A 25,645-nucleotide genomic window follows, 5' to 3' on the forward strand; every position below is an offset into this window, starting at 1 on the left:
TCGACGCCAAGGCCGACGCCAAGGCCGTCACCGAAGCCGACGTAGTCATCGTGGGCGGCGGGGCGGCAGGTCTCTCGCTTGCTCACGCGCTGACCGCTCCGGGCGCCGCCAGGCCCCTGTCCGTGACGCTGGTGGAGACCCCGCGGCCTTCTCTGCGGCCCGGGGAGCGCACCTGGTGCTTCTGGGAAGAGGGCGGAGGCGCTTTCGACGATGCCGTGGCCATGTCCTGGAGGCGGCTGCGCGTACGCGGACGCGACGGCGTCCTCGCCGAGCGTGAACTCCGGACGCTGCGCTACAAGATGCTCCGCTCGGGCGCGTTCGAAGCCCTGGTGAGGACACGTCTGGCGACACTGCCCGAGGTACGCCTGGTGGAGGCCACGGCCGAGACGGTACGCAACGTGCGCGGTGGCGCCGAAGCCCTGTGCACCACCCGCACCGGCGGCCGCCTCACGCTGCGTGGCCGGCACCTGTTCGACTCGCGTCCCGCCCGCACACTGCCGCCGGCCCGCAGCACGCTGCTGCAACACTTCCGGGGCTGGTTCGTCCGTACCGAGGCCCCCGCCTTCGACGAGGACGTCGTGGAGCTGATGGACTTCCGGGTTCCGCAACCGCCCCACGGCCTCGCCTTCGGATACGTCCTCCCCCTGGGGCCGAGGGAGGCGCTGGTCGAGTACACGCAGTTCTCCCGGACTCCACTGAGCCGCCAGGAGTACGAGACGGCGCTGCGGCACTACACCCGCGACGTCCTCGGCCTGGGACGGTTCGACGTGTGTGCCACCGAAGCGGGTGTCATCCCCATGACCGACGCGCGCTTCCCACGCCGGATCGGCGCCGCCGTTCACCGCATCGGTGCGGTCGGCGGCGCCACCAGGCCGGCGACCGGGTACACCTTCTCCGCCGTGCAGCGCCAGAGCAGGGCCGTTGCCGCGACCCTGCGCGCGGGCAGGCCGGTGAGGCTTCCACCGCCGCACGGGAGGCGGGCGCTGGCCATGGACTCCGTCATGCTGCGCGCCCTGGACACCGGTCGCATCAACGGACCCGACTTCTTCGCCCGGCTGTTCGAGCGCGTGCCGGCCGACCGGGTACTGCGGTTCCTCGACGGTGGCAGCCACGTGTGGGAGGACATCTCCATCGGATTCTCCACACCGGTCCGCCCCATGCTCCGTACAGTGGCGGAACTCCCCTTCCTGCCGCGCAGACCGTTCCCCCCGACCCGTGGACAGGGCACCGCATGACGCTGATGCGAGACACGGACCTGGCAGAAGCCTTCGACCACGCCGCCCCCCGGTACGACCGTCTCGTCGGCCTCAACGCCGGGTACCACGCCGACCTGAGACGCTCGGCACGCCGACTGCGGCTGCCCGCCGGCGGCGCGGGCCGGCACATCCTCGACATCGGGTGCGGTACGGGCGCCTCGACCGCGGCGCTGCTGCGGGCCGCGCCCCTCGCCCGGATCACCGCCGTCGACGCCTCGGCCGGCATGCTGGAGCGGGCGGCGGCCAAGTCCTGGCCCGCGGACGTCCGGTTCGTGCACTCGCCCGTGGAGCGCCTGGCCGCCGCGGGTGTCACCGGGCCCTTCGACGCCGTCTTCGCCGGCTACCTCTTCCGTAACGTGGCGGACCTGGACGCGGTGCTGGCCGCAGTCCACGCGCTGCTGCGCCCCGGCGGCAGACTCGCCGTGCACGAGTACTCCCTCAGCGGTTCGGCGGCGCACCGGGCGCTGTGGTCCGCCGTGTGCGGGGCCGTCATCATCCCGGCGGGCACGGTCACCGGTGACACCGGCCTCTACCGCTACCTCCGTCGGAGCGTGCTCGACTTCGACACCGCGCCCCGGTTCGCGGCACGGCTCGCCGCCGCTGGTTTCACCGGCACACGCGTCCTGCCTGTACCGGGATGGCAGACGGGCATCGTCCATACATTCCTGGGCCGTCGCGCCGAGGGCGGAGCGAAGGAAGCCACGCTGTGACCGGTACGAGGGGAAACGTTCCGCGCAGGGGCAGGGACCGCAAGGCGCAGGTCGTGATGCCCACCCGGGGCCGTGACCGCTTCCACGGTCCGGGCCCGAGGGCAGCGGTCGTCGGCGGCGGTATCGCCGGTCTGGCCGCCGCCACGGCGCTGGCCGAACGCGGCGTACAGGTCACGCTCCACGAGCGCGAAGCCGGTCTCGGCGGCCGCCTGGCGGGCCGGCGTACGGAACTCGCCGACGGCACACAGGTGACGATGAGCCGGGGCTTCCACGCCTTCTTCCGCCAGTACTACAACCTGCGCGGGCTGCTGCGTCGCGCCGACCCCACTCTGTCCGCTCTGCGCCCGCTGCCCGACTACCCGCTGCGCCACCGCAACGGCCTCACCGACAGCTTCGCCCACGTGCCCCGCACGCCGCCTTGGAGCGCGATGGGCTTCGCGGCACTCAGCCCCACCTTCGGCTGGCGCGACCTCGCCGCCATGAGCCCGGGAGCGGCTCTCCCGCTCTTCGACGTCCGCGTTCCCGAGGTGTACGAGCGCTTCGACTCCGTCAGTGCGCAAACCTTCCTGCGTGCGGTGAACTTCCCCGAAGCCGCCCACCACCTGGCGTTCGAGGTGTTCTCCCGCAGCTTCTTCTCGGACCCGGACGAACTGTCGGCGGCCGAGCTCCTGCTGATGTTCCACATCTACTTCCTCGGTTCGTCCGAGGGGCTGCTGTTCGACGTACCCGACGAGCCCTTCCCGCTGGCACTGTGGGAGCCCCTGGGCCGCTATCTGGAGCGGTTGGGCGTACGCATCCGCATCCGCACCCCCGTGGACCGCGTACGCACCGTCGACGCTACGACTCTGAGTGTCGAGACCGGGGGCACGTCCACCGACTACGACGCCGTCGTTCTCGCTCTTGACGTGGGCGGACTGCGGCGCCTCGTCGCCTCCTCACCGCAGTTGGGCGACCCGGCGTGGCGCGCGGACATCGCCGCCCAGCGCACCGCGCCGCCCTTCCTTGTCTCCCGGCTGTGGCTCGACCGGCCCGTCGCCCCGCACCGGGCCGGGTTCCTCGGCACCAGCGGTTTCGACGGCCTCGACAACGTCAGCGTCCTGGACCGCTGGGAGGGCGAAGCGGCCAGGTGGGCGCAGAAGACCGGCGGCAGCGTCGTCGAACTGCACGCGTACGCGGTCGACGGACAAACCGCCCGCCAGGAGGTCGAACACACCCTGCTGCGGCAGCTCCACGGCCTCTACCCCGAGACCAGGGCCGCGCGCATCGTCGACGCCCGCCACGAGTGGCGAGCGGACTGCCCCCTGTTCCCCGTCGGGGGATACGCGTCCCGCCCCGGGGTACGTACCCCCCACCCCACCCTCATGATGGCCGGCGACCTGGTCCGCAGCGATCTTCCTGTGGCGCTCATGGAACGCGCGGCCACCACCGGGTTCCTCGCCGCCAACGCGCTGCTGCGGCGCTGGGGCGTACGCGGCCACCTGCTGTGGACGGTCCCCCGCAAGGGGCGCTCGCCGGTGCTTCGCGGCATCGCCGCGCTGTCCTCGAACCGGTCCTGAAACCGAGCCGGGGCGCAGGGCCGCTGCCGCCCTGCGCCCCGGCCGCGTACGCCCTCAGCCGGGGAAGCGGCCGGTGCTGCGCAGCAGCCAGCGCCGCTGCGCGTACGCGAGGTCGTCACGCCACAGGCGTCCTGCCGCCCACCGCATCAGCGGCCGAAGGGCCGGAGCCGCCGCCCGCGCCACGGCGAACCCACGCCGGTCGGAGACGGCGAGGACCGCTTCCGTCACCGCAGTGCGGGGCGCGCCGTCCGGGCCGGGGCCGACCGGCGTGGCATGGGTCTCCACGACAGACGCCACACCCTCGCCCTCGGTGATGCGCATGACCACCGTGCGTGGGCCGGGCGCGGTGAACACGGCCCGAACGGGGACGACCAGCCGCCCCGCGACCTTGAAGGACACGTCGACGGTGAACGCGTCGTCGCCGTCGTCGTCCGGCGCCTTCGCGACGGTCAGACCGACGAAGGAGTACGGGTGGAACCACGAACCGTGCCACGGGTCCAGGCGGTTGGCCACCACGTCCTCCGGTTCGCAGCGGCCCACGGTCGCGAACACGGCGTCCACGGCCCCCTCACGCGGACGTTCCGGGACGACGGGACGCTCCAGCGGCGGCTCCCCGCCGAGCGCGTCGAGGCGCACCCAGGCGAGTACGCCGTCGTCGTGGGCGGGCAGCGGGTCCCAGCCCGCGAAGGGCCCACCGTCCAGGGACAGCCCGTGCCAGTGACACACGACGGTGCCGCACACGACCCGCGCGTCCCGCAGGGGCGCCCCCAGGTGGGGGCACGCTCCCGGCCCCGCCCTCAGCTCGCCCGCCTCGGTGCGCCAGGCGATGACCTCCACCCCTCCGACGGTCCGCCCGAACGGCCGCCCGCCGCGACCGATGTCGCGCGAGGCCCCGAGCACGTACCAGTTGCCCGACGGCCGTGCCGCCGAGCGCTTGAGGGCGTCCGCGATGATCGACGGTCTGGCGTCACGCCAGGTGGGCGTCTGGTGCTCCCAGCGGACCGGGCGCGCCGACCGCAACGGCAGCGCACGGCGCCGCTGCCTCGGACTGTCCGTCATGTGTACCTGCCTCCTACGGCCTGCGATGGGTGAGTTGCCGGCGGTGGCCTTCCGGGGCGGCCCTGGGGGAGCGGAGCGGCGGCGGGCGCAGGCGCGCGCAGAGGATGCCGGCGAGCCCGGTGAGTGCCACGGCCGCCCGCCGGCGCCGCGGCACCACCGACCGCCGCTGGACGACGGCGTAACCGTCGCCCGCGATGGCGTCGAGGATGCCGCCGTACAGCGTGAACGCCGTCCGGATGCAGGGGCGGACGCGGGGTTCGAGCATGGCGATGCCCGGTTCGGCTTCCCGGTAGACGCTCCGCGTGAGGGCCGCCGCGGCTTCGAGCGCGGCGCGGATCCGTGGGTCCGTCCGGCCTGTGGCGCGGCTCCACTCCAGCAGGTCACGGTGCGCTCCGTGCGCCGCGAGCAGGTCGGCGGGCAGATACACCCGCCCCCGGTCGAGGTCCTCTCCGACATCGCGCAGGAAGTTCGTGAGCTGGAACGCGACGCCCAGGGCGGCGGCGTGCGGTGCCGCCACGTCCCGGGGCACCACCGTGCCGAGCACCGGCAGCATCTGGAGGCCGATGACCGCGGCGGACCCGTGCATGTACGCCCTGAGATCGTCGTACGTCGCGTAGTCCGTGATGGTGAGGTCGTCGCGCATGGAGGTCATGAAGTCGGCGAAGTGCTCGTGCGGGATGCCGTAGGTCCGTGCCGTGTCGGCCAGGGCCCGCACCACGGGCTCCGCGCTCCGGCCGGTACGCAGCCCGGCGCCGAGCTCTCCCTCCAGCTCCGTGAGCCGCTTGTCGCGTACTCCGGGCGCCTGCTCCGACGCCAGGTCGTCCACGATGTCGTCGGCCCAGCGCGCGAAACCGTACAGCGCGTGGACCGCCGGCCGCCGGCGGGCGGGCAGCAGGCGCGTGGCGAGGAAGTACGTCCTGCCGTGCCGGGCGTTGAGCCGCCGGCAGTGGGCGTACGCCGCGCGCAGGCCGGGGTCCGCGATACGTGCGGAGTCGAGTTCCCGTCGTGTCATGAACGCACGCCTCTCAGAATCCGGTGATGCGGGCCGCCGCCAGCTTTCCGCTGATGAGCACGGTGGGTACGCCCACGCCCGGAGTCGTTCCGCAGCCGGCCAGTACGGCGTTGTCGATGCCCGCGACGAGGTTGCGCGGCCGGAACGGGCCGGTCTGCGCGAAGGTGTGGGCCGCGGAGAACGGGGTGCCGGCCGCGTGCCCCTGGGCTGTCCAGTCGGCGGGGGTGATGAGCTGTTCCTCCTCGATGGCGTCACCGAATCCGTCCAGCCCGCGTTTCTCCAGCTCTTGAACGAGGCTGTCGCGGTAGCGGGGGGCGAGTTCTCCCCATGCGGCGGCCGACGGGCCGACCGCCGTGTTCGGGCAGGGAGCGAGGACGTAGTGAAGGTGCCTGCCCTCCGGTGCCAGCGCCGGGTCGTGAGCCGTGGGCCGGGAGACGAGCAGCGACGGATCGCTCATCAGCTGCCCGGTACGGGTGATCTCGTCGAAGGTGCGTTCCCACGCGTGCCCGAAGGAGATGGTGTGGTGGCCGAGCTGCGGCCACGTGCGGCGCGTACCCGCGTGGAGGATGACCGCCGACGGCGAGTGCGTCAGGCGGACCGGGCGGCGCGGCGTGCGGCCCAGCAGGCGGTAGACGACCGGGAGATCGGGCGTGAGGACCGCCGCGTCGCACGCCAGGTCCGGCGAACCGGCGAGCCGCACCGCGGTGACGCGGCCTCCCGAGAGCCTGAGTCCGCTGACCTCGCTGCCGTAACGGAACTCCGCCCCGGCGTCCTGGGCGGCGTCCGCCATCGCCTCGGGCAGCGCGTGCATCCCGCCTTTGGGGAAGTACACGCCGGCCACGGTGTCCATGTACGCGATGACGGCGTAGGCGGCGAGCGCCCGGGCCGGCGGGACACCCGCGTACAGCGACTGGAAGGAGAACACCCGCCGCAGCCGGGGGTCCTTGATGTACCGTCCGATCTGCGCGTCCAGCCGGCCGAATCCCCGCAGCGCGGCGAGCCGGGCCAGATCGCGGTGCAGGAGCTGGAAGGGTGAGTCGAAGTTCGTGTCGATGAACCGCCGCATCTGCGCTTCGTAGAGCGACCGCAGCCACTGCCGCAGCCTGCGGTAGCCCTCCGCCTCCCGCGGACCGGCGAAGGCCCGGACCTCCTCGGCCATCGCCTCGCCGTCGGTGTGCACGTCGAGGCCGGAACCGTCGGCGAACCGCGCCCGGTACGCGGGATGCAGCTCGACGAGGTCGACCCGCCCGGCCAGCGAGTCGCCCACCGCGGCGAACGCCTCGTCGGCGAGGTGGGGCATGGTGAGCACGGTCGGGCCGGTGTCGAGGAGGTAGCCGCCCAAACGGGTGCGTCCCGCGCGGCCGCCCGGCCGGTCCCCTCTCTCCACCACGGTCACCCGGCGGCCGCTGCCCAGCAGATGCAGCGTGGCGGCGAGCCCGGACAGCCCGGCGCCCACGACGACCACATGGTCCGTACGGCCGGGAACGGTTCTCATCGGGAGCCCTCCTCGCCCGACGGGTGCAGACCCGCCGCGGTACGGAACAGACTGCCGAGCGCTGCGACCGCTGCCGCCTCGCCGGGCAGTGCGGCCAAGTGGCGTTCACTGAGCCGGACCAACCGGCTGATCTCGGCTTCGACGACCCGCCGGGCACCGGTGCCCTCCACAGCCGCCCGCGCCCGCCTCACCTGCTCATCGGTCAGCGGCGGGTCGGCCACCCTCAGCGCCTCACCGGCCGGTACGTCGCCCGACTCGTCGGCCAGCCGCAGCGCGATCGCGCGCAGGTACGTCAGCTTCCCGTCGCGCAGGTCGTCGTCGGCGGGCTTGCCCGTACGCCCCGGATCACCGAACACGCCCAGGAGATCGTCCCTGAGCTGGAACGCCATACCGGCGCACCGGCCCGCCGACCGCAGTACGCCCAGGGTGCGGTCAGCGGCGCCCGCCAGCGCGGCGCCGAGCGCGAGCGGACGCTCGACGGTGTACAGCGCGCTCTTGAGGTGGGCGATGCGAACGGCCTCGTCGAGCGTCGTCGCACCCGTGGCCGCCGCTCGTACGTCGAGGTACTGGCCGGCCACCATCTCCCACCGCATGGCACGCCATTCGCGGTGCAGCGGCGCACCCCGCGGCGAGGACAGGGCAGTGGAGGCAAGGAGATCGTCGGCCCACGCGAGGGCCAGGTCGCCGACGAGAATGGCTCCGGCGGTGCCGTGGGACGCCGGCGAGCCGCGCATCCCCGCCCGGGCGTGCTGTCGTGCGAAGTCCTCGTGTACGGCCGCGGCCCCGCGGCGCACCGACGAGCGGTCCATGACGTCGTCGTGGACCACGGCGCAGGTCTGGATCAGTTCGAGCGCCGCCGCGACACTCAGCACCTGCTCCGCCTCGCTGCCCCGGGCGTCGCCGCCGCAGGCCCGCCAGCCCCACCAGAGGAACCGGGCCCTGAGCCGTTTGCCGCCGCGCAGGGCCATGTCGCGCAGCCGGCCGGCCAGCTCGTCGGCGGCCACCGCGTCCGTCCGGGCGGCTTCCGCCAGCCGTTCGCCCAGATACGCGCGCAGTACGTCTTCCACCGCGCCGGTCACGTCATGGTCGACCCGTCCCGTGGAGATGAACTCACCTGCCTGCCTTCCGCCGACCGCCGTGGGCGGGTCGTCTTCGGTCGCCTGAATGCCGAGCATGAGCCCCCTTCCGATTTTCCGACCGCGTCACCGGACACCGCTTCTTCCGTTCGGAAGGCGCTTCCGGATGCGCCTGAGGCGTTGCACACCGATGTCATGAGGGGTTGCACACCGATGTGTCGGGGTTTGCCGCGTGCCTGCTCGGCTGTCCGGTCCGCACGAGGTACCGCTGTGCTCAGCCGCCCGCGTCCGCCGAGCCGCTCAAGGGAGCGGACGTTCCCACGGTCCGGGGCTTCGCGGCCTGCCGTGTCATGGTCCGGGGCGTCACGGTCCGGGGCGTCATGGTCCGGTGCGTCACAAGCTGGTGGGTCACGGTCGCTCCTCGCGCGGCGGGTTACTGATGTCAGGCAACCACCGGTGGCGGGGTCGCGCCCGGCCAGAGCCCGCGAACCGTACTCCGAACCGGCGAACTCTCCGCCCGCGCCCCCGCCGTTGCGCGGACGGTCCCCGCCGTTACGCGGACGGTCCGCCGGGCCTGCCGGTGAGGACCGACACCACCGCGTCCACCGCCTCCGCCAGGCCGGAGGGGCGCAGAGCGCCGGGCACGACCGGAGCGGTCCATCCCGGTCCCACAGTGAGCACCGTGGGCCGGCGGCGCGCGCCCCGGACGCCCCACGTCATCCGTGCCACGTGCTGGGCGAGCGGCCGGCTCGCCGTCGTCCGGGACTGGGCCCACAGCGCCACAGCTCCCGGCCCTGTCCTGCGCACCGCTTCGACCAGCGCCTCCGCAGGCAACGCCGCGCCGAACATGCGCACCGGCAGGTTCCGCTCGTGCAGGGCGGCGGCGAGAGCCTCGAGTGGCAGGGTGTGCGTTTCACCGGGGACGCAGGCGAGGACGGCGAAGTCCGCGGTGGAGACCTCGGCCGGAGCGCGCTGTCGGCGGTGCAGGGCGCTGGAGACGTGCCAGGACAGGAGATGCTCGACCTCGACGTACTTCTCCCCGGAGGTCTGCCATTTACGGCCGACTGCCCTGAGGGTCGGGACGATGATCTCCGCCCAGGCCGTCACGAGTCCGTGCTCGGCGATCACGGCTTCCAGCAGACGGTCGACGGCGAACGCGTCGAGGCGCAGCGCCGCGCGTGCGAGACCCCTGCACTCCACTCGGGCGTCCTTCAACTGGAGCCCGCCGCCCGGATGGCCGCGCGGGACGGGCCGCGTGGTCGGACTTCCCCGCCGTCTCGCCGCCGCGGTCCCTGGCGTGCGGCCGGAGGACGAGTCCGTCGGCTCCCGTTCCGGACGCGGCTGCGCACGGGCGACGCGGGCGGCTTCGGCCGGCGGCACGCCGTCATGGGTGAGGGCGCGCATGCGCTCCAGTACGGCGAGGTCCGCGGCGGTCCAGCGCCGGTGCTTGCCGTCCTCGCGCGCGGCGGGCCCGATGCCGTACCGCCGGTCCCAGGAGCGCAACGTGGTCGGTGCCACGCCGAAGCGGCGCGCCACCGCCCCTGTGGTGAGACCGCCCGTCTCCGGGCGCGACCCCTCGGTCTCGTCCATACGCCCACCATACGCCCGCGATACGACGCAGAACCGACGCATGTTGCCTGCGTCGTTTTACCCGGCCGAGACTGAGGCCATCGCGCACCACCGGGCCGCCCCGAGCACCGGCCCGGGAGACCGGCCGCCCTCAGGACTTCCGGTCCGCCGACGCAGAAAGGAGCGAAGCATGAGTACCACGCAGGTGAAGACCGCAATCAGCGCCCCGCACGCACCCGTCGACGCCACACGGGACTCGAGCGCTCCGGCAGGCGTACCGCTCCTCGACGACGAGCAGGAGTTCGCGGCGGTCTACCACCAGTGGGGCGCCCTCGTGTACACCATGGCCACGCGCTCGCTCGGCGACGCGAAAGAGGCCGAGGACGTCACGCAGCAGGTGTTCATGGCGGCATGGCGTGGGCGCGCCGGGTTCCGCCCACAGCGCGGCCCCCTGGGCGCCTGGCTGGTCGGCATCACCCGGCGCAAGATCGTCGACGCCCTGGCGGCGCGAACCCGCAGGGCGGAGATCGCCGGTGCCGCCGCGGCCGGCATCCCGGCGTACGGTCAGGCCGGTCAGGCCCCCGAAGCCGTGCTCGACCGCGTACTCGTCGCGGACGAGCTGCGCAGGCTTCCGCCGGCTCAGCGCGAGGTTCTCGCCCTCGCCTACTACGGCGACCTCACCCACGCGCAGATCGCCGAGCGCACGGGCCTCCCGCTGGGCACCGTGAAGAGCCACGCGCGCCGCGGGATACACCTGCTGCGCCACCACATCGAGGAAGCCCAGGTCCACTGACCCCACGCTCCTACCGCCGGCCGGTGCGCCGTATCAGCGTGCCACCGTGCTCGGCCGAGGATGCTCCGACCGGACCTCCGCCGGGAATCCGCGAAAAAATGTGCGCCGAAACTCATCCGGCGGGGGCGGGTTTCAGGAAGAGATTGATGTGACGGGCAGGACACCGGAGCCCGTCCCTCCTCCCAGCGAAGGTGAAGCTCATGACCACCAACCGCTTCAGGGCTGTCGCCCTCACCGGAGCCGGTGCGTTCCTTCTCCCCGCCGCCCTGGTAGTCCTGGCCCCCGCGGCCCAGGCGGGGCCGATGGCGGAACCGTTCGGCCCCGCGTGTGCCTCTCTGCCGACCAGCGGTGAGGGAAGCGCCGCGGGCATGGCCGACGACCCGGTCGCCACCGCGGCGTCCAATAACCCTGCTCTGTCCACCCTGGCAAGCGCCGTCCAGAAGGCCGGACTGGCCGACACGCTGAACAACGCGCAGGACATCACGGTCTTCGCACCCACGAACGACGCCTTCAAGAAGATCCCGAAGGCCGACCTCGACAAGATACTCAACGACAAGGAGCAACTGAGAGATCTCCTCGAATACCACGTGGTCAACGAGACGGTGACGGTGGACAAGCTGCCCGCCGGTTCGTTCGAGACCCTCCAGGGCGGCCGGCTGACGACCTCCGGATCCGGCGATGCGTTCACGGTGAACGACTCTGCGAAGATCGTCTGCGGCGATGTCGCCACCGACAACGCGAGCGTCCACGTCATCGACACCGTGCTGATGCCGAAGTCCTGACGTGGCACCGCCACACACAGGCGGCAACTGCGCTCGCCGAGCGCGTGGTTGCGTGAGACCGGAGCGCCGTACGTATCTCATGGGCAGACCTACGGTCGCGACGGCCGTCCCCGTCGGCGGTTCGCCATGGGCACTGAGGTGGAGTTCATGGCGGACCGCCGGCACAACCTCTGGAGCGCCTACTACGACGAGGGCGTACCCCTCGGCCTGATCAGGCCGTGCCTGTACGCCATAACCGGTTGTGCCGGTAAGGTAGCGATCTTCGGTGGGCGGTAGCCGCCGGAGTCTCCTTAAGGCCGCGCCTACGATGACGAACCACGACGCCACTCGCGCACGACTTCGGCTCGACGGTGCACTGGGCACCCTGGCCGACACCTTCCGCGGTATGACGGCCCGCTCCGACGAGAACCAGTGTGCCTGCCACTGGGGCAGCGCTGAGGAGCTCGCGCGGTTGAAGGTGCCGGACCTGGAACTGGACCCTGACCTTCTGCGTCGCACCTGGCAGGCCGGCGACTGGGACGACCACGGCGCGGTGCTGCGCCGCATCCTGCCCCAGTTCGCCCGGGCTCTTGTCAGCGGACTCGTGGAGCCTTTCTCCGGCATGGACGAGGTGGGACACTCCTTCGCTTGCGGCCGCTGGCAGCAGTGGCCGCCACAGCAGAGTGCGGCGGTGTGGGAATTCCTGCGTGCATGGTGGGCTCGTACGCTCACCGAAACGAGGCCCTCCGTGCCCGTGCACGAGGTCCTCGCGCTGTGTGCCGAGGCGTCCGCCACGCTCACTCCCTGGCTCGCCACCTGGGAGGCACTGGCACATCCCATGGCGGACCGGCACCTGGCCGAAGCAGTCGCCCACTGGGAGTACGACTTGCTGATGGACGAACACCCATGGGAGGTGTGGCGCGGCAACGAGGAGGAGCTGTGCTCCGAGCTGGCGGCCTGGCTGGCCCGCCACGCCTCTGCCCGGCTACGAGCGCGGAACGCTCCCGAGGAATTTCTCCACCGGGTTCGGCTGATCGGTCTCACCGGAACCGATCGCTGGGAGGACCCCCACTGGCCCAACTACCCCTGACCGAACGGCGACGATGGACGATCGGGCGGCGCAGGGAAACGTCTGCGGGTAAACAACACCTATGCAGACTTTTCTCCCCTTTGCCAGTTTCGCTGAATCGGCCGCCGTGCTCGACCCGAGGCGGCTCGGCAAGCAGCGGGTCGAAGCGCTGCAAGTACTCCGTGGTCTCATCGTTCCGGGCTACGGCTGGCGCAGGCATCCGGCGGTCCGCATGTGGGCCGGCTACGAGGAGGCGCTGGTCCGGTACGGGCTGGAAATGTGCCGGACGTGGACGCTGGAAGGGCGCGCCGATACGTGCGCCGCCACGCTGATGAGCGACTTCCTGGGCTGGACGCCGGGTGTGACCGTCCGCGCTCAGGACCGACTGGCGTCCGACGGCGACCTCCCGCCGTGGTTCGGCGCCTCGGCATTTCACCGCAGTCACCAGTCGGCGTTGCTGCGCAAGGAGCCGGACTTTTACCGCGATCGATTTCCCGGCGTGCCGGACGATCTGCCGTACGTCTGGCCGAGGTCGGACCGCGACCCGGAACCGGGGCCGGGTCCGGTGTGATGCGCCTCCCGCGCGCGGGCGGACGAGTGGTTCGTTGAGAGTTCGCTCGCCCGGCGGGAGCACGGAGCACGCGGCACGAGGCTGGCGCCGCGTCTTTTCGCGTGACACGCTGGCGGCGTGATCATCAGGGTGAGTGAGGCGCGCGTACGTCCTGAACGGTTCGAGGCATTTCGCGACATGATCGTCTCCGCGGTACGCGAGTTTCCGAGCCGCTACCCAGGGCTGGTGGACCACGAAGTACTGCTCGCGCCGCCCGACTCGCTGCTGTACGTCAGTCGCTGGCGCAGCGAGCAGGACCTGGTCGGCTACGCCGGTGAGCACTGGCGTGACCAGCCCGTGGTTCTGCCGGGCGAGGACGAGTACCTCGTCGCACCGCTTCAGGTGCGGCACTTCACGCTCGCGTCTCTGAGCTGATGTCTGGGCGCGCCGACGCGCGCGGGCTGTGGTGCGCCCAAGCCAGCCAGACACGTCGAACTGTGCGGAGTTCCGGAACATGGCTTGACCGTGAGCGCGCCTGTAACAGAAGCTGTTGCAACAAGGGGGAAGTGATGGCGGCGAACAGTCGATTGACCATTGCGACGCATGCGTTGACCTGGCTGGCGTTGGCGAAACGCCGAGGCCAGGAGGTTCTTACTTCGGACCAGGTCGCGGCCAGCGTCAACACCAACCCCGTGATCATCCGGCGCAGTCTGGGCGACTTGCGGCGAGCCGGCCTGGTGGACGTGCGCCACGGCGCTGGTGCGGGCTGGAGTCTGGCCCGTGGGCCGGAGGACATCACCCTGCTTGAGGTGTACGACGCCGTCGGTGCGCAACCACCGTTCGGTCTGCACCACACCGAGCCCAATCCGGAGTGTCCGGTCGGTCGGGGCATCCGGCCCGCCCTGGGCGGTGCCTACGGTCGGGTCGAGCAGGCCATGCGGCGGGAACTGGCGGACATGTCGATCGCCGATGTGCTTCGCGAGACGCTGACGAACTAGCCGAAAGGGCCCCGAGCCGGAACGACGGGCCATGGGGGACCGTACCGCTTGTTGTGACCAAGACAGTTCCAGTGACTGACAAGGAGCAAAGCTGTTGAACGCCCTACGGTGTCCGGTCGTCGAGCTGCGGCAGTACACATTGCACGCAGGACAACGGGACGTACTGATCGATCTGTTCGACCGGGAGCTCGTCGAACCCCAAGAGGCAGTGGGGATGCCCGTCTTGGGGCAGTTCCGCGATCTGGACGACCCCGACCGGTTCGTCTGGCTCCGCGGCTTCGAAGACATGCCGCGCCGTGCCGAGGCGTTGCAGAGCTTCTACGGCGGGCCGGTCTGGCAGGCGCACCGTGACCGGGCGAACGCGACGATGGCCGACTCCGACGACGTCCTGCTCCTACGGCCGGCCTCGGCACGCGGCGGGTTCCCGGCACCGGTTGGCGCTCGGCGGCCCCACGGTGAGCGGGCGGCCTCGCCACCGTCGCTGATGCTCGCCACGATCTGGCACGGCAACGCCCCCTTCGACGCTGCCTTCGTAGAGTTCTTCGAGCGGCGGGTGCGGCCCGTACTGGCCGGGACCGGCGCCGAGCCACTGGCGTACCTACAGTCCGAACACGCCCCCAACACCTTTCCGGCGCTGCCCGTGCGGACGAACGAGGAGGTCTTCGTGTGGTTCGCACGCTTCACCGACGAAGGCCACATGGACGACCACCTGAACCGCTTGCAGCATTCCGAGCGCTGGCACGATGAGGTGCTGCCGACCCTCTCGAAAACGCTGGCCCGGACCCCACAACGGCTACGGCTGGCGCCCACGGAGCGGTCAATGCTGCGATGAGTACTGAACGTAGCCGGTGATGGCAGGCAACTTCACGCCGCGCAGCCGGACTCCGGCCCAGCACGACGGCGACTCCAGGAGGAGCAGGGATCCCCCAACAGCCGGGCCGGCGGCCGGCGTCGTCGGGGTCGAGGTGGCGGAGCGCCCTCGTATCGCCTCAACTTCTGCTGCACCATGCGTCATTCGATTTGTCTACGTACACTCACGGGCATGGCATGCCGCATCAGTGAGCTGGTCATCGACGCCGCCGACCCCGAGCGGCTCGCCGCATTCTGGAGCGACGTCCTCGGCTACGTGGAACTCGGCCGGGAGGACGACGGAAGCGTCGAGATCGGGCCGCCCGACGTCGGTTCCGGCGGTCCGCAGCCGACCCTCGTGCTCAGCCCCAGCAGCGCCCCGCGGGCCGGGAAGCTCCGACTGCACATCGACGTCAACGCCACCGACCGCGACCAGGACGCCGAGCTGGAGCGGCTGCTCGCCCTCGGCGCCAGGCCCGTCGACGTCGGCCAGACCGGCACCGAGAACTGGCACGTCCTGTGCGACCCGGAAGGCAACGAATTCTGCCTCCTGCACACCCGGCTCCAGCCCCTGTGACCTCGGACCGTCTGGCAGGCGACCAGTACATGCCCACAAAACTGTGTCACCGGGGCGGGATCGGCTGAGTGAGGTTCACCGGGTTGCCGTCGGGGTCCTGGATGTGGGCGACGCGCTGTCCCCACGGCATGTCGTTGGCGCCGCCGCTCACCGAGCCGCCCAGCGCCTCCACCCGGCCGAGCGTCTCGTCGACGTCGTCGACACCGATGCTGAGCAGGATCCGCGGCGCCGCCCCGGTCCCCGGGGCGGCCTTGGTCACCAGCCCGAGGTCGGTGTCGCCGATGCGCAGGCCGCGATAGAAGGCCGGGCCTTCCGCCGGTACCCGGAAGATCTCCTCAGCGCCGAACAATTTCGTATAGAAGCCGAGCAGAACGTCCTGGTCGGCAGTAAGGATCACTGGCTGGACGGTGGACATGGTCCTCCTGTCGAGAACGGTCGTGTCGCTGGGTAGACCGTTCGAGGACGGTGAACTCATCGGCCGAAACACCCCGCCGGACGCGCTGTCCCACGGACCGCCGCCCACGGGCGGCACGAGCACCCCGGAACGAAGTCATGCCACCCCGCTGAGCAGCCCACTCCAAGAGGGCGGAGCTCCGGCGTGGCGCGCGTCGCGCAAGGACTTCCGGATGGCCGGGGGCCCACTGCCGACTGCCATGCCGGCACGGCAACCGCGCCCATGAGCACCCCTGGACCTCGCGCACCACGCAGTGGCCCTCTTCTATGTCGGCTTGGCGCTACCCGACGCCTGGCATCTCGCCGTCAACGCCAACGACGACAGCGGGGAGGTCACTCTGTGGATTCTTGCTGACGACCGCTCGTCCTGGGCAGCTGCCGACTACACACCCGATCAAGACACCTACCTCGTCACTCAGTACGGCCCACGCAAGCTGTGGGACGAAGCCGAGGCCGCATACCGAGTCTGGGACCAGATGGGCCGGCCGGACCGCGACCGTGCCGGCATCTCCGTCACTCATGACGGGCAGTATGTATGGCTGGACACCGAGGAACAGGTCATCAGTGGGTCGCCAACCCACGCTGCACCAATGGGCAGGCCGCTGATCAACCGCTGAGCGCAGGGGTGTCCTTTCGCCTTCACGGCGACTGGCCGAAGAGCGGTACGGCGTCCAGTGGGTCCTGCTTCCTGACGTCGATCGTGCCGTCAGGCCGGTTGTAGACGGCCCTGCGCTCGGGTAGCTACAGCGAAGTGACAAGTAGCTCTCTGTAGCCGATGTGACGGCGTGTTATTCCGGGTTCGGGTGACCGCAGGCCGTTGGGACTGCGGATCAACGAGGCACGGATGCTCGACCTGGACGACGTCCGGTGGGAGTTTGGCCAGTTCGGCAAGCTCAACGGATGGGATAGCAGGCCCCGACGTCGCCCATGCACGGCTCGCCAGTGCCGTGGTAGGTGTGCGCAACAATCACGCCGAGCACCACCAGCAGCAGCAAAAAGCCCCATATGACGATCGATATCGGATGGAGGCGAAACCAAGCCGTTATCTTCTGGCGCCGGGTGCGGCGAGCTGGGCTGGCCGCACCGAGACTGTCACCCGTCATGATTCCCCCCGAGGATTGCTCACTCTGCGGACATGAGTATCCAGGCTATTCCCACCTCTGCCCGACCGCATGCGAATCGCCCGGGGGCGAGTAGGGTGATCGGTCGCCCGTCGCCCACCAGGCCGGCCTTGGCGAACCAGAACTTCACGCGCTCGTTGACGACGTGGCCGCGCAGGTGCTCCCCGCGCACGGGTGCCTTCTTCGCCCGGGTTTCGGCCGTCGCGACCTTCCCGTTCTTGCGCAGGTGGCGGAACACCGGCCCGTCGGTGATTCCCTGCTCAGCAAGGTAGGCAAGCCATCGGTTCATCCGGGCGCCGAGCTGAACGTCACGCCGGTCCCGCAGCGGGATGGTCTGGTCCTCGTCCTTGTGGGACTTGTCCTCTGCAACCCAGACGAGAATGCGGTCGGACAGGATGGTGAGGTCCTCGACGTCGAGGTTGGTGTCCTCGATCGACCGGCCCATAAAGGAGTAACCGAAGGCGAGCATCGCAGCGTCCCGCAGCCCGGCCGGCTTCCCGCTTTGTCGGTCGTGCCCTCGCCGCCGAACGGCGGTGGCGCAGGGCCTCGGGCGCCGGGTGGCGACGGCGGCGGACAAGGGCGCGCGGTGTGGGGTCCGGACGACACAGAGGGACGCCGCCCACTGAGCCGGCGCCTGCCGCGACGTGGCCGGTCGTATCAGGGTCGCGAAAGGATGCCGGTCCTCGGACGGGGCGGCCGAGAGGGGGCTGCTGCCCGACGGACCGCGGGGGTGCCTCGCCGCGCGCCGATGGACGGGGATTCTGCCACCCTGAGGGGAGAGCGTTGCCCTTAGCCTGACGAAGGGTGGTGGTGGGCGGCCATGGCCGGGCACATGCAGAACGCGGAGCGCCCCACATCCCCGGACGCCGATCCGCAGGGCGAGCCGTTCCTGCTCACCCGGTTCGCCGTCCCCACACGCCCCGCGACGTTCCTGCCGCGCCGGCGACTGACCCGCCATCTCGACCAGGCACTCCTGACTTCCTTGACCATGGTCAACGGAGCCGCCGGCGCCGGCAAGACCCTGCTCGTCGCCGACTGGGTGGCCGGCAGGGACGAGCCGGTCGCCTGGCTGACGGCCGAGGGGACGGGCCGGGGCCCCGGAATCCTCTGGGCGTACCTGCTCCAGGCCCTCGGGGTCGCGGGTGTCCAGATGCCCCCGGACATCGGTTGCCCGGCCGACGCGAATCGCGTCGACCGTACGTTGCTGGCGCGCGTCGCGGCCCATCTCGGTGCCCGGACCGAACCCGTGATCGTGGTACTGGACGAGTACGACCGTGTGACCGACCCGCGGATCGCGGAACAACTGGAGTTCGTTCTGCACCACGCGGGGCGGGGCATGCGCCTGGTCCTCGTCACCCGTACCGAGCCGCTGCTGCCCCTGCACCGATACCGGGCGGCGGGCGAGATGACCGAGATCAGGGGCGCTGAGCTGGCCTTCACCCCCGAGGAGGCGGCCGCCCTGCTGGAGCTGCACGGACTGAGTCTTCCGGTGGACGCCGCACGCGCACTCGTGGAGCGCACCCAGGGGTGGGCCGCCGGCCTGCGGCTGTGCGCACTGGCGGCGCAGGAGCGCCCGGACGCGGAGCGCTATCTCAAGGAGTTCGAGAGCGACCGCACCACGGTCGCGGACTTCCTGCTCGCCGAGGTGCTCAAGCGCCAGCCCCCCGAAACGCAAGATCTCCTGCTGCGGATCAGCGTCCTCGACCGCTTCTGCCCCGACCTGGTGAACGCGCTGACCGGGCGCACCGACGCCGAGGCCGTCCTGGTCGGACTGCACCGCGACAACGCGTTCGTCGAGCACCTCGGGCACGCCTGGTACCGCCTCCACCCGTTGTTCAAGGAAATCCTCCAGGCCCACTTGCGCGTACGCTCTCCCGGCCTGCGGCCCGAACTCCACCTTCGGGCCGCGCACTGGCTGCGGCGGTCCGGATCCCTCGAGCAGACGCTCGGCCACGGCGCCGCCGCCGGCGACTGGGAGTTCACCGCCGGCGCACTCGTGGACGATCTCGCCATCGGCCAGCTCTTCACCGGCCGGCGCTCCGACGACCTGGCCGAACTGTTCGCCGGGATGGGGCCCGACGCCGCGAGCCCCGCGGCGGACATCGTCCGCGCGGCTCGTGAGCTGGCCGGGAGCGACCTCGACCGCGGCCTGAACCATCTGCACCGCGCCGAATCGAATCTGGGCCGAGAGGATGCCGGCGACCAGTCCGCGGCGCGGCTGAGCTGCGCCCTGCTGGAAGCCCTCGTGGCACGTCTGACCGGCTCGCCGGACCGGGCGGAGATGGCCGCCGCGATGGCCCGGCACGTACGTACCGATGTCCCCTCCGGCCTCCTGGACAGGCATCCAGAACTCACCGCCCTCCTGCTGACCCATCTGGGCTCGACACGGCTGTGGGCCGGGCGCTTCGACGACGCCCGCGCCGCCCTCGTCCCGGCGGCCGGCGCCCCCGGCGGAGTTTCGACAGCGCTCCCGCGCGGGGACTCCCTGGGCCGCCTGGCCCTCATCGACTACCTGGACGGCCGGCTCGGCCGGGCGGAGCGCAAGGCCCAGGAAGCCATCACCGCGACACAACGGTTCGGCGTGCCGCAGCCGTCCGGTTGCGGCATCGGGCGGCTGGTCCTGGCAGCAGTGGCCGTCGACCGCGACGAACTGGACCGGGCCCAGACGCTTCTGGATTCGGTGCCCCTGTCTCCCGCGCCGATGCGGGACCCGGTGACCGAAGCGGGCCGGGCCATCGCCACCGCGCGTCTGCTGCTGGCCCGCGGCAAGACGCGCGCCGCCGTCGAGGCGGCGGAACCGGCCGTCTCCGCCGAGGTGGCCTCTCCCTGGGCGTCGGGGCACACGGCGCTCATCACCTCCGCGGCACACCTGGCCGAAGGCCGGCCCGAGACAGCGGCCCGGCTGCTGCGCGCCGTGCCCGGCGATCAGGTGGCGTGTGCCGTGGAGGCCGCGCGGGCCCACCTCGCCGCGGGGGAGCCCGGCGCGGCGATCGCCCTGCTCGACACCGTGCGCCCCGAAGCCCGCACCGGCCCTGGACTGACCGTCCGGGCCATGCTGGTGAGGGCACAGGCAGCGGACCGGGCGGGGGACCCCGCGGCAGCGCGCCGGCAACTTGCCCAGGCCCTGCGGGAGGCGCGGCGCGAGAAACTGCGGCGGCCCTTCCTGGACGCCGGAGCGTGGCTCCACCCCCTGTTGAGCGCGTCGCCCCTGCGGGAGCTGGCCGAGGGGTGGCTCGCTCCCCGCTCCGTACCGCCCGGTGGGACGCCGCGCTCCCCGGACCAGCCGCCGCCGGTCGTGGAGGAACTGAGCGGACGCGAGCACGACGTACTGCGGCGGCTGGCCCAGATGATGTCCACGGAGGAGATCGCCGACGACCTCCACGTGTCGGTGAACACCGTCAAGACCCACCTGAAAGGCGTCTACCGGAAGCTGGCGGTCAGTCGGCGCACCGACGCGGTGCGCCGCGCCCGCGAGCTGCGGTTGCTGTGACCCGAATCCGGCAGTCCAGCCGTACGTGTCACCAGCGGCGGCGGGGGAGCCCGGTGCGGCGCCCCGGCGTTCCGGTGCTTTTTCCGACTCGCCTACCGGGGGTGAAGCGCCGCCCGACTTCCTGAGCTGGGATGGCCGTAGCGGCCAGGCACGTGCCGACTGCCGCAACGCGGGCTCGGAGAGGTGATCACGTTGAAGCACTGGCGGGCGCTGATCGTCCTGGGCACCGCCCAGTTCCTGATGGTCCTGGACACGTCCGTCATGAACGTCTCCATCAGCCAACTGGTCGAGGACTTCGACACCGACGTCACCGCGGTCCAGGCCGTCATCACGCTGTACGCGCTGGTCATGGCCGCTTTAATGATCATCGGAGGCAGGTTCGGAGACTTCGTCGGACGACGCCGTCTCTTCCTCGCCGGTCTCGTCGTCTACGGCACGGGATCCGCCCTGACCGCCGCGGCTCCCACCCTGTGGGTTCTCACGCTGGGCTGGTCGGTCATCGAAGGACTCGGAGCCGCGATGGTGCTGCCTGCCATGGCGGCACTGGTCGCCGAGTCCTACCGCGGGCGGGACCGGGCCGTCGCCTACGGTGTCATCGGGGGGGCTGGCCGGCGCGGGCATCGCGATCGGCCCGCTGCTGGGCGGCTGGGTGACGACGTACCTGACCTGGCGGCTGGTCTTCGCCGGTGAGGTCGTGGTCGTCGTCGTCCTGTGCTTCCACCGGGTGATCACGGAAGCCCCCAGGACCGGGCGCCGCTCCCGGCTGGACGCCGTCGGCGCGGTGCTCTCGGCGACCGGTCTGGCGCTGGGCGTGTTGGGAGTGCTCCAGAGCAGCACCTGGGGATGGGTGCAGCCCCGCAATGCGCCGTTCACCGTGCTGGGCTTCGCGCCGACACTGTTCGTCATCGGCGCCGGCGCTGCCGTGCTGGCCCTCTTCGCGCACTGGGAGCGGCGCCGGGAAGCCCGCGGCGCCGATCCGCTGGTGCACCTGTCCCTGCTGCCAAACCCGCACTGCGCTCCGGCTTGATGGCGCTGCTCAGCCAAAACCTCATCCTGCTGGGACTGTTCTTCACCATCCCGCTGTACTTGCAGGTCGTTCAGGGCTTCGACGCGTTCCAGACGGGCCTGCGGCTGCTCCCCGTCTCCGTCACCATGCTCGCGGCATCGCTGCTCGCCGCCCGGCTGGGACGGGCGGCAGGCCCACGCCGGGTGGTCCGGCTGGCCCTGCTGACCCTGGCCGGTGCCGTCGTGTGGCTGCTGGCCACCATCGATCCGGTCATCGACGACGCGCAATTCGCCGGGGCCATGGCACTGCTGGGTGTGGGCATGGGCCTGCTCGCCTCGCAACTGGGCAACGTCGTCCAGTCCAGCGTCGGCGAGGAGGGGCGCAGTGAGGTCGGGGGGTTGCAGTACACGGCTCAGAACCTGGGATCCGCGCTGGGTACGGCGCTCATCGGGTCGATGCTCATCGGGGCGCTGGCCCACGCCTTCACCACGCAGGTGCAGGACAACCCGCGGCTGTCGGACGAAGCACGACAACAGACCAGTGTGGCCCTCCAGGCCGGGATCAGCTTCGTTCCCACCGAGCAGGTGCGCACGGCGGCCGAGCGCGCGGGACTTCCGCCGTCGGAGATCGACGCCCTGGCCGACTCGTACGCGTCGGCGCAGCTCGACGGTCTGAAGGCGGCGATCCTGGCCACCGGGGGCATCACGCTCGCCAGCTTCCTGGTGACACGGCACCTGCCCGCCGGGCAGACGGGCCGTACGAAGCAACCCGACCAGGACACCGGGGCCCACGCGCCCGGCCCCGCGCGCTGAGCCCCGGGGAAGGTCGTTGACGCCAGGAGCCCGCGTGCCGGCCACGGTCACCTGCACAGGGTGAAGCCGCACGCCGTACAGCGGCCGACGATGGGAGGGAGGCGCGCACCCCACACGCCACCCACACACCCCGGGCTGCCCTCGGGAGAGCCGCTCATGCGCTACGAGATCCGCGTCGAAGGACACATGTCGGAGCCGCTGACCAGCGCCTTTCCAGAGCTGGAGCACGTGGTGATGTCCGGTCAGACCATCATGTTCGGGGACGTCGTCGACGAGGCACACCTGTACGGACTGCTGGCCCGCTGCCAGTCTCTGGGGCTGCGGGTCCTGGAGATGCGCCAGCTGCCGGAGTGACGTGACGACGTGACCACCGGGGCGCGGCGGCATGCCGTTCCCGCCCCACGCACACCGTGGGGCGGGGACGGCGAACGGGGCGGACACGGCGCCCCGGACGGTCAGAGGCTCTTGGCGCGGATCCTGCCCGAGCGAACGGCGGAACGCAGCGCCTCGTAGTCCCGCTCGTTGCGGTCGGCGTAGGACTGGGCGAACGTGGTGAGCGCCCGGTCGAAGCGGTCGCTTCCGCCCAGGTAGGCGGCGATGGCGACGGGGTCCCCGGAGCGGGCATGGGCCCGCGCCAGGCAGGCCCCGCACAGCTGCCCGAACAGGCGCAGCAGGCCGGAATCCATGGTGTCCGGACGGGCGATGCCCTTCCAGTCCCGCAGCTGGCGCACGTAGAAGTCCCTGGCCTGCCCGTCGAGGCCCACCCCGTGGGTCCAGCCCAGGAAGATGTCGCTGGTGGTCTGGATCAGCCGCTGCCCCGCCACCACCCGGCGTCCCTGGTTGTCGTAGCGGTCGCCGTCCGTGTGCTCCGCGAGCACCGACTCCTGAGCCTCCTTGGCCTGGAGCAGCAGGGGATCGTCGTCGTCCCTGCCGAGCAGCAGCAGGATCCAGCAGCGCGTTCCGACGCTGCCGACGCCCACCACCTTCCGGGCCACGTCGGCCAAGTGGTACTGGCGCAACAGGTGCCGGCGCTCGGACGACAGGTTCGCCGCGTAACCGTCCAGGAGGGCTTCGACACGTCCCTGTTCGCCCTGGCCATGGGAGGCATCGGTCACCAGGTCCCGCAGCGGAGTGACCAGCGGGGGGTCCGGAGCGATCCGCCGGCCCTCCGCGGTGTCGCGCGTGAGCTGTGCGAACGCCTGGAGGTGCGTGCGCGTACGGGCCCGTGCCGTCGCGTCGGCGGTGCGGCGCCTGGCCCTCTTGCCCATCGACGAGACCAGCAGTTCCCGCAGCCGGTCGGCGTCGTCCTGCGCGTACCAGACGTCCAGGGCACGCATGCCGGCGAACTCCCGCATCCGCTGCCGGTAGGCGTTCACACACGCGCCCACCGCGCTGTTCTGCTCCTTGACCGAGAAGCCGTTGGCCCGGCCCGCGATCGCGAAACTGGCTGCCAGCCGCTTGACGTCCCACTCGAACGGCCCGGCCATGGTCTCGTCGAAGTCATTGATGTCGAAGACCAGACGGCGTTCGGGCGAGGCCAGCAGCCGGAAGTTCAGGAGGTGGGCGTCGCCGCAGAGCTGCACCGTCAGGCCGGTGTCCGGCAGGGGGCCGAGGTCGTTCGCCATGATGGCCGCCGCGCCCCGGTAGAAGCGGAACGGGGACTCGATCATGCGTCCGTATCGGATGGGCACCAGCTCCGGCAGCCGTGCGGCCGACTGCCGCTCGATCACCAGCACGGGATCGGGCCGTGTCGTATCCGCTTCGAGCCGGCTGTGTGCCGAACGCGGGACACGCCTGCGCGCGTTCCTGCCGTACGCCGCCCTCTCGGCCGGTGACGGCCAGGCCGCCACGGCATGGGCAACAGTCATGATCCACACCTCCCGGACCGCGGTCCTCGGGCCGGAGTTCCCTTACTCCGGCGGTGCCTCGCGGCCCTGTCGCCGCAGCGCCGCCTGTACCGTGCTCGCCAGGACGCGCGCGGCGACGCCCACCAGCAGCAGACCGCCGGTCATCTGGACCATCGTCACCACTCGTCCCGTCTGGGAATCGGCGGTGATGTCGCCGAACCCGACGGTGGAGAAGGTGGTGAGCGTGAAGTACAGCGCGTCCGTCCTGGTCAGGGGTTCGCTGAAGGACCCGGGGGCGGAACGCTCCAGCAAGTAGTAGGCGCAGGCGAAGAGCACCAGATACACCGCCAGAGTGGCGGCCAGGGCTTCGGCACCTCTGAGACGGGGATGGGGCGACCGTACGATGGCCCGCGCCTCCCATGTGAAGACGAGGACGACCGCCAGCAGACCGCACACCAGAATGGCCCAGGTCGCGCTCGTCGTGCGCCCGTCCAGAGGCAGCAGGTAGTAAGCGGTCACCAGGCCCGCCGAGACGCTCAGCGCTCGGCCGACGGACGCCGCCGCGGCCCGCCGCCAGCGATGTGGGGCCCGCGGCGACCCGCCGGGGCCCGGCGGGACGGTCTCTGGTTCGTCCATGTCGGGTTCGTCCGTTCCGATGTGCCGTCGCACGTCTCCAGGCATCCACCTCACCGCCCGGGGCGGTGCGCGCGGATCACCCGCCGGGGGTGACCCCGGTCGCAGGCGCCGGGCCGGGCACTGGCCGGGCGGGACCCCCGCACGGCCGCGTCGGCGGCTCGCCCGTCCGGTTCGTGGGGTTCTTCGCCCGCCGGAAGTCCGGCGAGCGGCTGCCCGAACGGCTGCCCGCGGTGCTGTACGTCCCCGCGGTGCTGTACGTCCTGGCCGACGGGGTGTGCCCGAGGAACCCGTTGCGGACCGTCGCCACGGCCGGTGGTCTCACCCGTCTCGGGTGAAGACCGCGAATCCTGGCCGGGGACAGGCTGGAAACGGCACAGAACGGCTGCCGGGCCGACGCCCGGGACGGAGGTAAACCATGAACGAGCAGGTGCACCTCGCGTACGATTTTCCGCTGCTGAGCGTCTTCTGGACCATGCTCGTGTTCTTCCTGTGGATCGCGTGGTTCATCCTGCTCTTCCGGATCATCAGCGACATCTTCCGCGACGACACACTGAGCGGCTGGGCCAAGACCGGCTGGCTGGTCCTCGTCCTCGTCCTCCCCTTCCTGGGCGTGTTCGTCTACGTGATCACCCGGGGCAGGAACATGGGCCGCCGGGAGATGGCGCAGGCGCGAGCCAGGCAGGACGCCTTGGACGACTACATCCGCGAGACGGCCATGGGCGGCCATGGCGGGCGCACCAGCGTCGACGAACTCGCCAGGCTCTCGGAGATCCGCTCTCGGGGCGACATCACGGACGAGGAGTTCCGCCGGGCGAAGGAACTCGTCCTGAGCGGCTCATGGGCGTCGGAACGGGCGGGTGGCTCACCTTCCACGGCCGAAGGCGCCGCACGAGACCGAAGCGAGACAGCGACATGACATCGCTTGTGAACCAGCGGTGAACGCCGCGAAC

General features: G+C 71.3%; 28 protein-coding genes and 1 pseudogene. 18 read left to right on the forward strand and 11 right to left on the reverse strand.

What is annotated here, in order from left to right; translation table 11 throughout:
* The first annotated feature begins 47 nt into the window (after positions 1-47).
* From AS594_RS33120 to AS594_RS33130, 3 genes are read left to right on the forward strand one after another with little or no spacing between them, the layout of a single operon-like run.
* Positions 48-1,235: a lycopene cyclase family protein gene (locus AS594_RS33120; protein WP_069930954.1), complete on the forward strand. Its 1,188-nt coding sequence runs from the start codon at positions 48-50 to the stop codon at positions 1,233-1,235.
* A complete protein-coding gene (locus tag AS594_RS33125; RefSeq protein ID WP_069774942.1) occupies positions 1,232-1,966 on the forward strand; it encodes a class I SAM-dependent methyltransferase in 735 nt (244 codons plus the stop codon). The genes AS594_RS33120 and AS594_RS33125 overlap by 4 nt, the downstream gene beginning before the upstream one ends.
* Positions 1,967-2,022: 56 nt before the next feature.
* A complete protein-coding gene (locus AS594_RS33130) occupies positions 2,023-3,522 on the forward strand; it encodes an FAD-dependent oxidoreductase (RefSeq protein WP_069936030.1) in 1,500 nt (499 codons plus the stop codon).
* Positions 3,523-3,576: 54 nt separating this feature from the next.
* Here AS594_RS33130 and AS594_RS33135 read toward each other — a convergent pair whose 3' ends face one another.
* From AS594_RS33135 to AS594_RS33155, 6 genes are all read right to left on the reverse strand, one after another.
* Positions 3,577-4,581 (reverse strand): DUF5914 domain-containing protein, encoded by a 1,005-nt coding sequence (locus tag AS594_RS33135; protein WP_069775046.1) that lies wholly within the window; start codon positions 4,579-4,581, stop codon positions 3,577-3,579.
* Between the two features lie 13 nt (positions 4,582-4,594).
* Complete coding sequence (locus AS594_RS33140; RefSeq protein WP_069775045.1) at positions 4,595-5,593, reverse strand: phytoene/squalene synthase family protein; 999 nt, start codon at positions 5,591-5,593, stop codon at positions 4,595-4,597.
* Positions 5,594-5,606: 13 nt separating this feature from the next.
* Complete coding sequence (locus AS594_RS33145) at positions 5,607-7,088, reverse strand: phytoene desaturase (RefSeq protein WP_069931972.1); 1,482 nt, start codon at positions 7,086-7,088, stop codon at positions 5,607-5,609.
* Positions 7,085-8,263 (reverse strand): polyprenyl synthetase family protein, encoded by a 1,179-nt coding sequence (locus AS594_RS33150; protein ID WP_069774937.1) that lies wholly within the window; start codon positions 8,261-8,263, stop codon positions 7,085-7,087. Before AS594_RS33150 ends, AS594_RS33145 begins: the two co-directional genes overlap by 4 nt.
* Positions 8,264-8,438: 175 nt before the next feature.
* Positions 8,439-8,576 (reverse strand): hypothetical protein, encoded by a 138-nt coding sequence (locus AS594_RS44860; RefSeq protein ID WP_167368067.1) that lies wholly within the window; start codon positions 8,574-8,576, stop codon positions 8,439-8,441.
* 140 nt (positions 8,577-8,716) lie between these two features.
* Positions 8,717-9,754, reverse strand: a complete 1,038-nt coding sequence (locus AS594_RS33155) for a MerR family transcriptional regulator (protein ID WP_069774936.1) — start codon at positions 9,752-9,754, stop codon at positions 8,717-8,719.
* Positions 9,755-9,923: 169 nt separating this feature from the next.
* Here AS594_RS33155 and AS594_RS33160 point away from each other — a divergent pair, with 169 nt between their 5' ends.
* The 9 genes from AS594_RS33160 (at position 9,924) to AS594_RS33195 (ending at position 15,330) form a co-directional block, all read left to right on the forward strand.
* Positions 9,924-10,526, forward strand: coding sequence for an RNA polymerase sigma factor (locus tag AS594_RS33160; RefSeq protein WP_069774935.1), 603 nt, complete (start codon positions 9,924-9,926; stop codon positions 10,524-10,526).
* 200 nt (positions 10,527-10,726) lie between these two features.
* On the forward strand, positions 10,727-11,308 hold the full coding sequence (locus AS594_RS33165) for a fasciclin domain-containing protein (RefSeq protein ID WP_069930955.1): 582 nt from the start codon (positions 10,727-10,729) through the stop codon (positions 11,306-11,308).
* Positions 11,309-11,434: 126 nt separating this feature from the next.
* Positions 11,435-11,584 carry a hypothetical protein gene (locus AS594_RS44865; protein ID WP_167368068.1) on the forward strand — a complete coding sequence of 50 codons (150 nt, stop codon included), beginning with the start codon at positions 11,435-11,437 and terminating at the stop codon, positions 11,582-11,584.
* A gap of 31 nt (positions 11,585-11,615) precedes the next feature.
* Positions 11,616-12,377: a hypothetical protein gene (locus AS594_RS33170; protein WP_069774934.1), complete on the forward strand. Its 762-nt coding sequence runs from the start codon at positions 11,616-11,618 to the stop codon at positions 12,375-12,377.
* 61 nt (positions 12,378-12,438) lie between these two features.
* Complete coding sequence (locus AS594_RS33175; protein ID WP_069774933.1) at positions 12,439-12,927, forward strand: MSMEG_6728 family protein; 489 nt, start codon at positions 12,439-12,441, stop codon at positions 12,925-12,927.
* Positions 12,928-13,044: 117 nt separating this feature from the next.
* On the forward strand, positions 13,045-13,341 hold the full coding sequence (locus tag AS594_RS33180) for an antibiotic biosynthesis monooxygenase family protein (RefSeq protein WP_240509139.1): 297 nt from the start codon (positions 13,045-13,047) through the stop codon (positions 13,339-13,341).
* Between the two features lie 134 nt (positions 13,342-13,475).
* A complete protein-coding gene (locus tag AS594_RS33185) occupies positions 13,476-13,904 on the forward strand; it encodes an Rrf2 family transcriptional regulator (RefSeq protein ID WP_069774930.1) in 429 nt (142 codons plus the stop codon).
* Between the two features lie 94 nt (positions 13,905-13,998).
* On the forward strand, positions 13,999-14,736 hold the full coding sequence (locus tag AS594_RS33190; RefSeq protein ID WP_069774929.1) for an NIPSNAP family protein: 738 nt from the start codon (positions 13,999-14,001) through the stop codon (positions 14,734-14,736).
* A gap of 210 nt (positions 14,737-14,946) precedes the next feature.
* Positions 14,947-15,330, forward strand: a complete 384-nt coding sequence (locus AS594_RS33195; protein WP_069774927.1) for a VOC family protein — start codon at positions 14,947-14,949, stop codon at positions 15,328-15,330.
* A gap of 46 nt (positions 15,331-15,376) precedes the next feature.
* Here the strand turns inward: AS594_RS33195 and AS594_RS33200 are convergent, their stop codons facing one another.
* Positions 15,377-15,745: a VOC family protein gene (locus AS594_RS33200; RefSeq protein WP_069774926.1), complete on the reverse strand. Its 369-nt coding sequence runs from the start codon at positions 15,743-15,745 to the stop codon at positions 15,377-15,379.
* Positions 15,746-16,037: 292 nt separating this feature from the next.
* On the opposite strand from AS594_RS33200, the gene AS594_RS33205 reads away from it, so the two are divergent.
* Positions 16,038-16,400 carry a hypothetical protein gene (locus tag AS594_RS33205; RefSeq protein WP_069774925.1) on the forward strand — a complete coding sequence of 121 codons (363 nt, stop codon included), beginning with the start codon at positions 16,038-16,040 and terminating at the stop codon, positions 16,398-16,400.
* Between the two features lie 276 nt (positions 16,401-16,676).
* Here AS594_RS33205 and AS594_RS44870 read toward each other — a convergent pair whose 3' ends face one another.
* A complete protein-coding gene (locus AS594_RS44870; RefSeq protein WP_069774924.1) occupies positions 16,677-16,886 on the reverse strand; it encodes a hypothetical protein in 210 nt (69 codons plus the stop codon).
* Positions 16,887-16,905: 19 nt separating this feature from the next.
* The gene (locus tag AS594_RS33215; protein ID WP_069935696.1) at positions 16,906-17,373 is read right to left on the reverse strand and encodes a site-specific integrase; all 468 of its coding nucleotides are present in this window, start codon (positions 17,371-17,373) and stop codon (positions 16,906-16,908) included.
* A gap of 351 nt (positions 17,374-17,724) precedes the next feature.
* Here AS594_RS33215 and AS594_RS33220 point away from each other — a divergent pair, with 351 nt between their 5' ends.
* The 3 genes and pseudogenes from AS594_RS33220 to AS594_RS33230 all read left to right on the forward strand — a co-directional run bounded on the left by AS594_RS33220 (position 17,725) and on the right by AS594_RS33230 (position 22,566).
* The gene (locus AS594_RS33220) at positions 17,725-20,394 is read left to right on the forward strand and encodes a winged helix-turn-helix domain-containing protein (protein ID WP_069774922.1); all 2,670 of its coding nucleotides are present in this window, start codon (positions 17,725-17,727) and stop codon (positions 20,392-20,394) included.
* Between the two features lie 192 nt (positions 20,395-20,586).
* A pseudogene (locus AS594_RS33225) lies at positions 20,587-22,212 on the forward strand (MFS transporter).
* 156 nt (positions 22,213-22,368) lie between these two features.
* The gene (locus AS594_RS33230; RefSeq protein WP_069774920.1) at positions 22,369-22,566 is read left to right on the forward strand and encodes a hypothetical protein; all 198 of its coding nucleotides are present in this window, start codon (positions 22,369-22,371) and stop codon (positions 22,564-22,566) included.
* Between the two features lie 101 nt (positions 22,567-22,667).
* Here AS594_RS33230 and AS594_RS33235 read toward each other — a convergent pair whose 3' ends face one another.
* Together AS594_RS33235 and AS594_RS33240 are read right to left on the reverse strand one after the other, a co-directional pair.
* Positions 22,668-24,080 carry a DUF2252 domain-containing protein gene (locus tag AS594_RS33235; protein WP_069930956.1) on the reverse strand — a complete coding sequence of 471 codons (1,413 nt, stop codon included), beginning with the start codon at positions 24,078-24,080 and terminating at the stop codon, positions 22,668-22,670.
* Positions 24,081-24,122: 42 nt separating this feature from the next.
* Positions 24,123-24,695: a potassium channel family protein gene (locus AS594_RS33240; RefSeq protein WP_107393277.1), complete on the reverse strand. Its 573-nt coding sequence runs from the start codon at positions 24,693-24,695 to the stop codon at positions 24,123-24,125.
* Between the two features lie 89 nt (positions 24,696-24,784).
* Here AS594_RS33240 and AS594_RS33245 point away from each other — a divergent pair, with 89 nt between their 5' ends.
* A complete protein-coding gene (locus AS594_RS33245; RefSeq protein WP_069774919.1) occupies positions 24,785-25,030 on the forward strand; it encodes a hypothetical protein in 246 nt (81 codons plus the stop codon).
* Positions 25,031-25,110: 80 nt separating this feature from the next.
* Positions 25,111-25,611 carry an SHOCT domain-containing protein gene (locus AS594_RS33250; protein ID WP_069774916.1) on the forward strand — a complete coding sequence of 167 codons (501 nt, stop codon included), beginning with the start codon at positions 25,111-25,113 and terminating at the stop codon, positions 25,609-25,611.
* The last annotated feature ends 34 nt before the right edge of the window (positions 25,612-25,645 follow it).

It is taken from the genome of Streptomyces agglomeratus, assembly GCF_001746415.1.
Classification (GTDB): domain Bacteria; phylum Actinomycetota; class Actinomycetes; order Streptomycetales; family Streptomycetaceae; genus Streptomyces; species Streptomyces agglomeratus.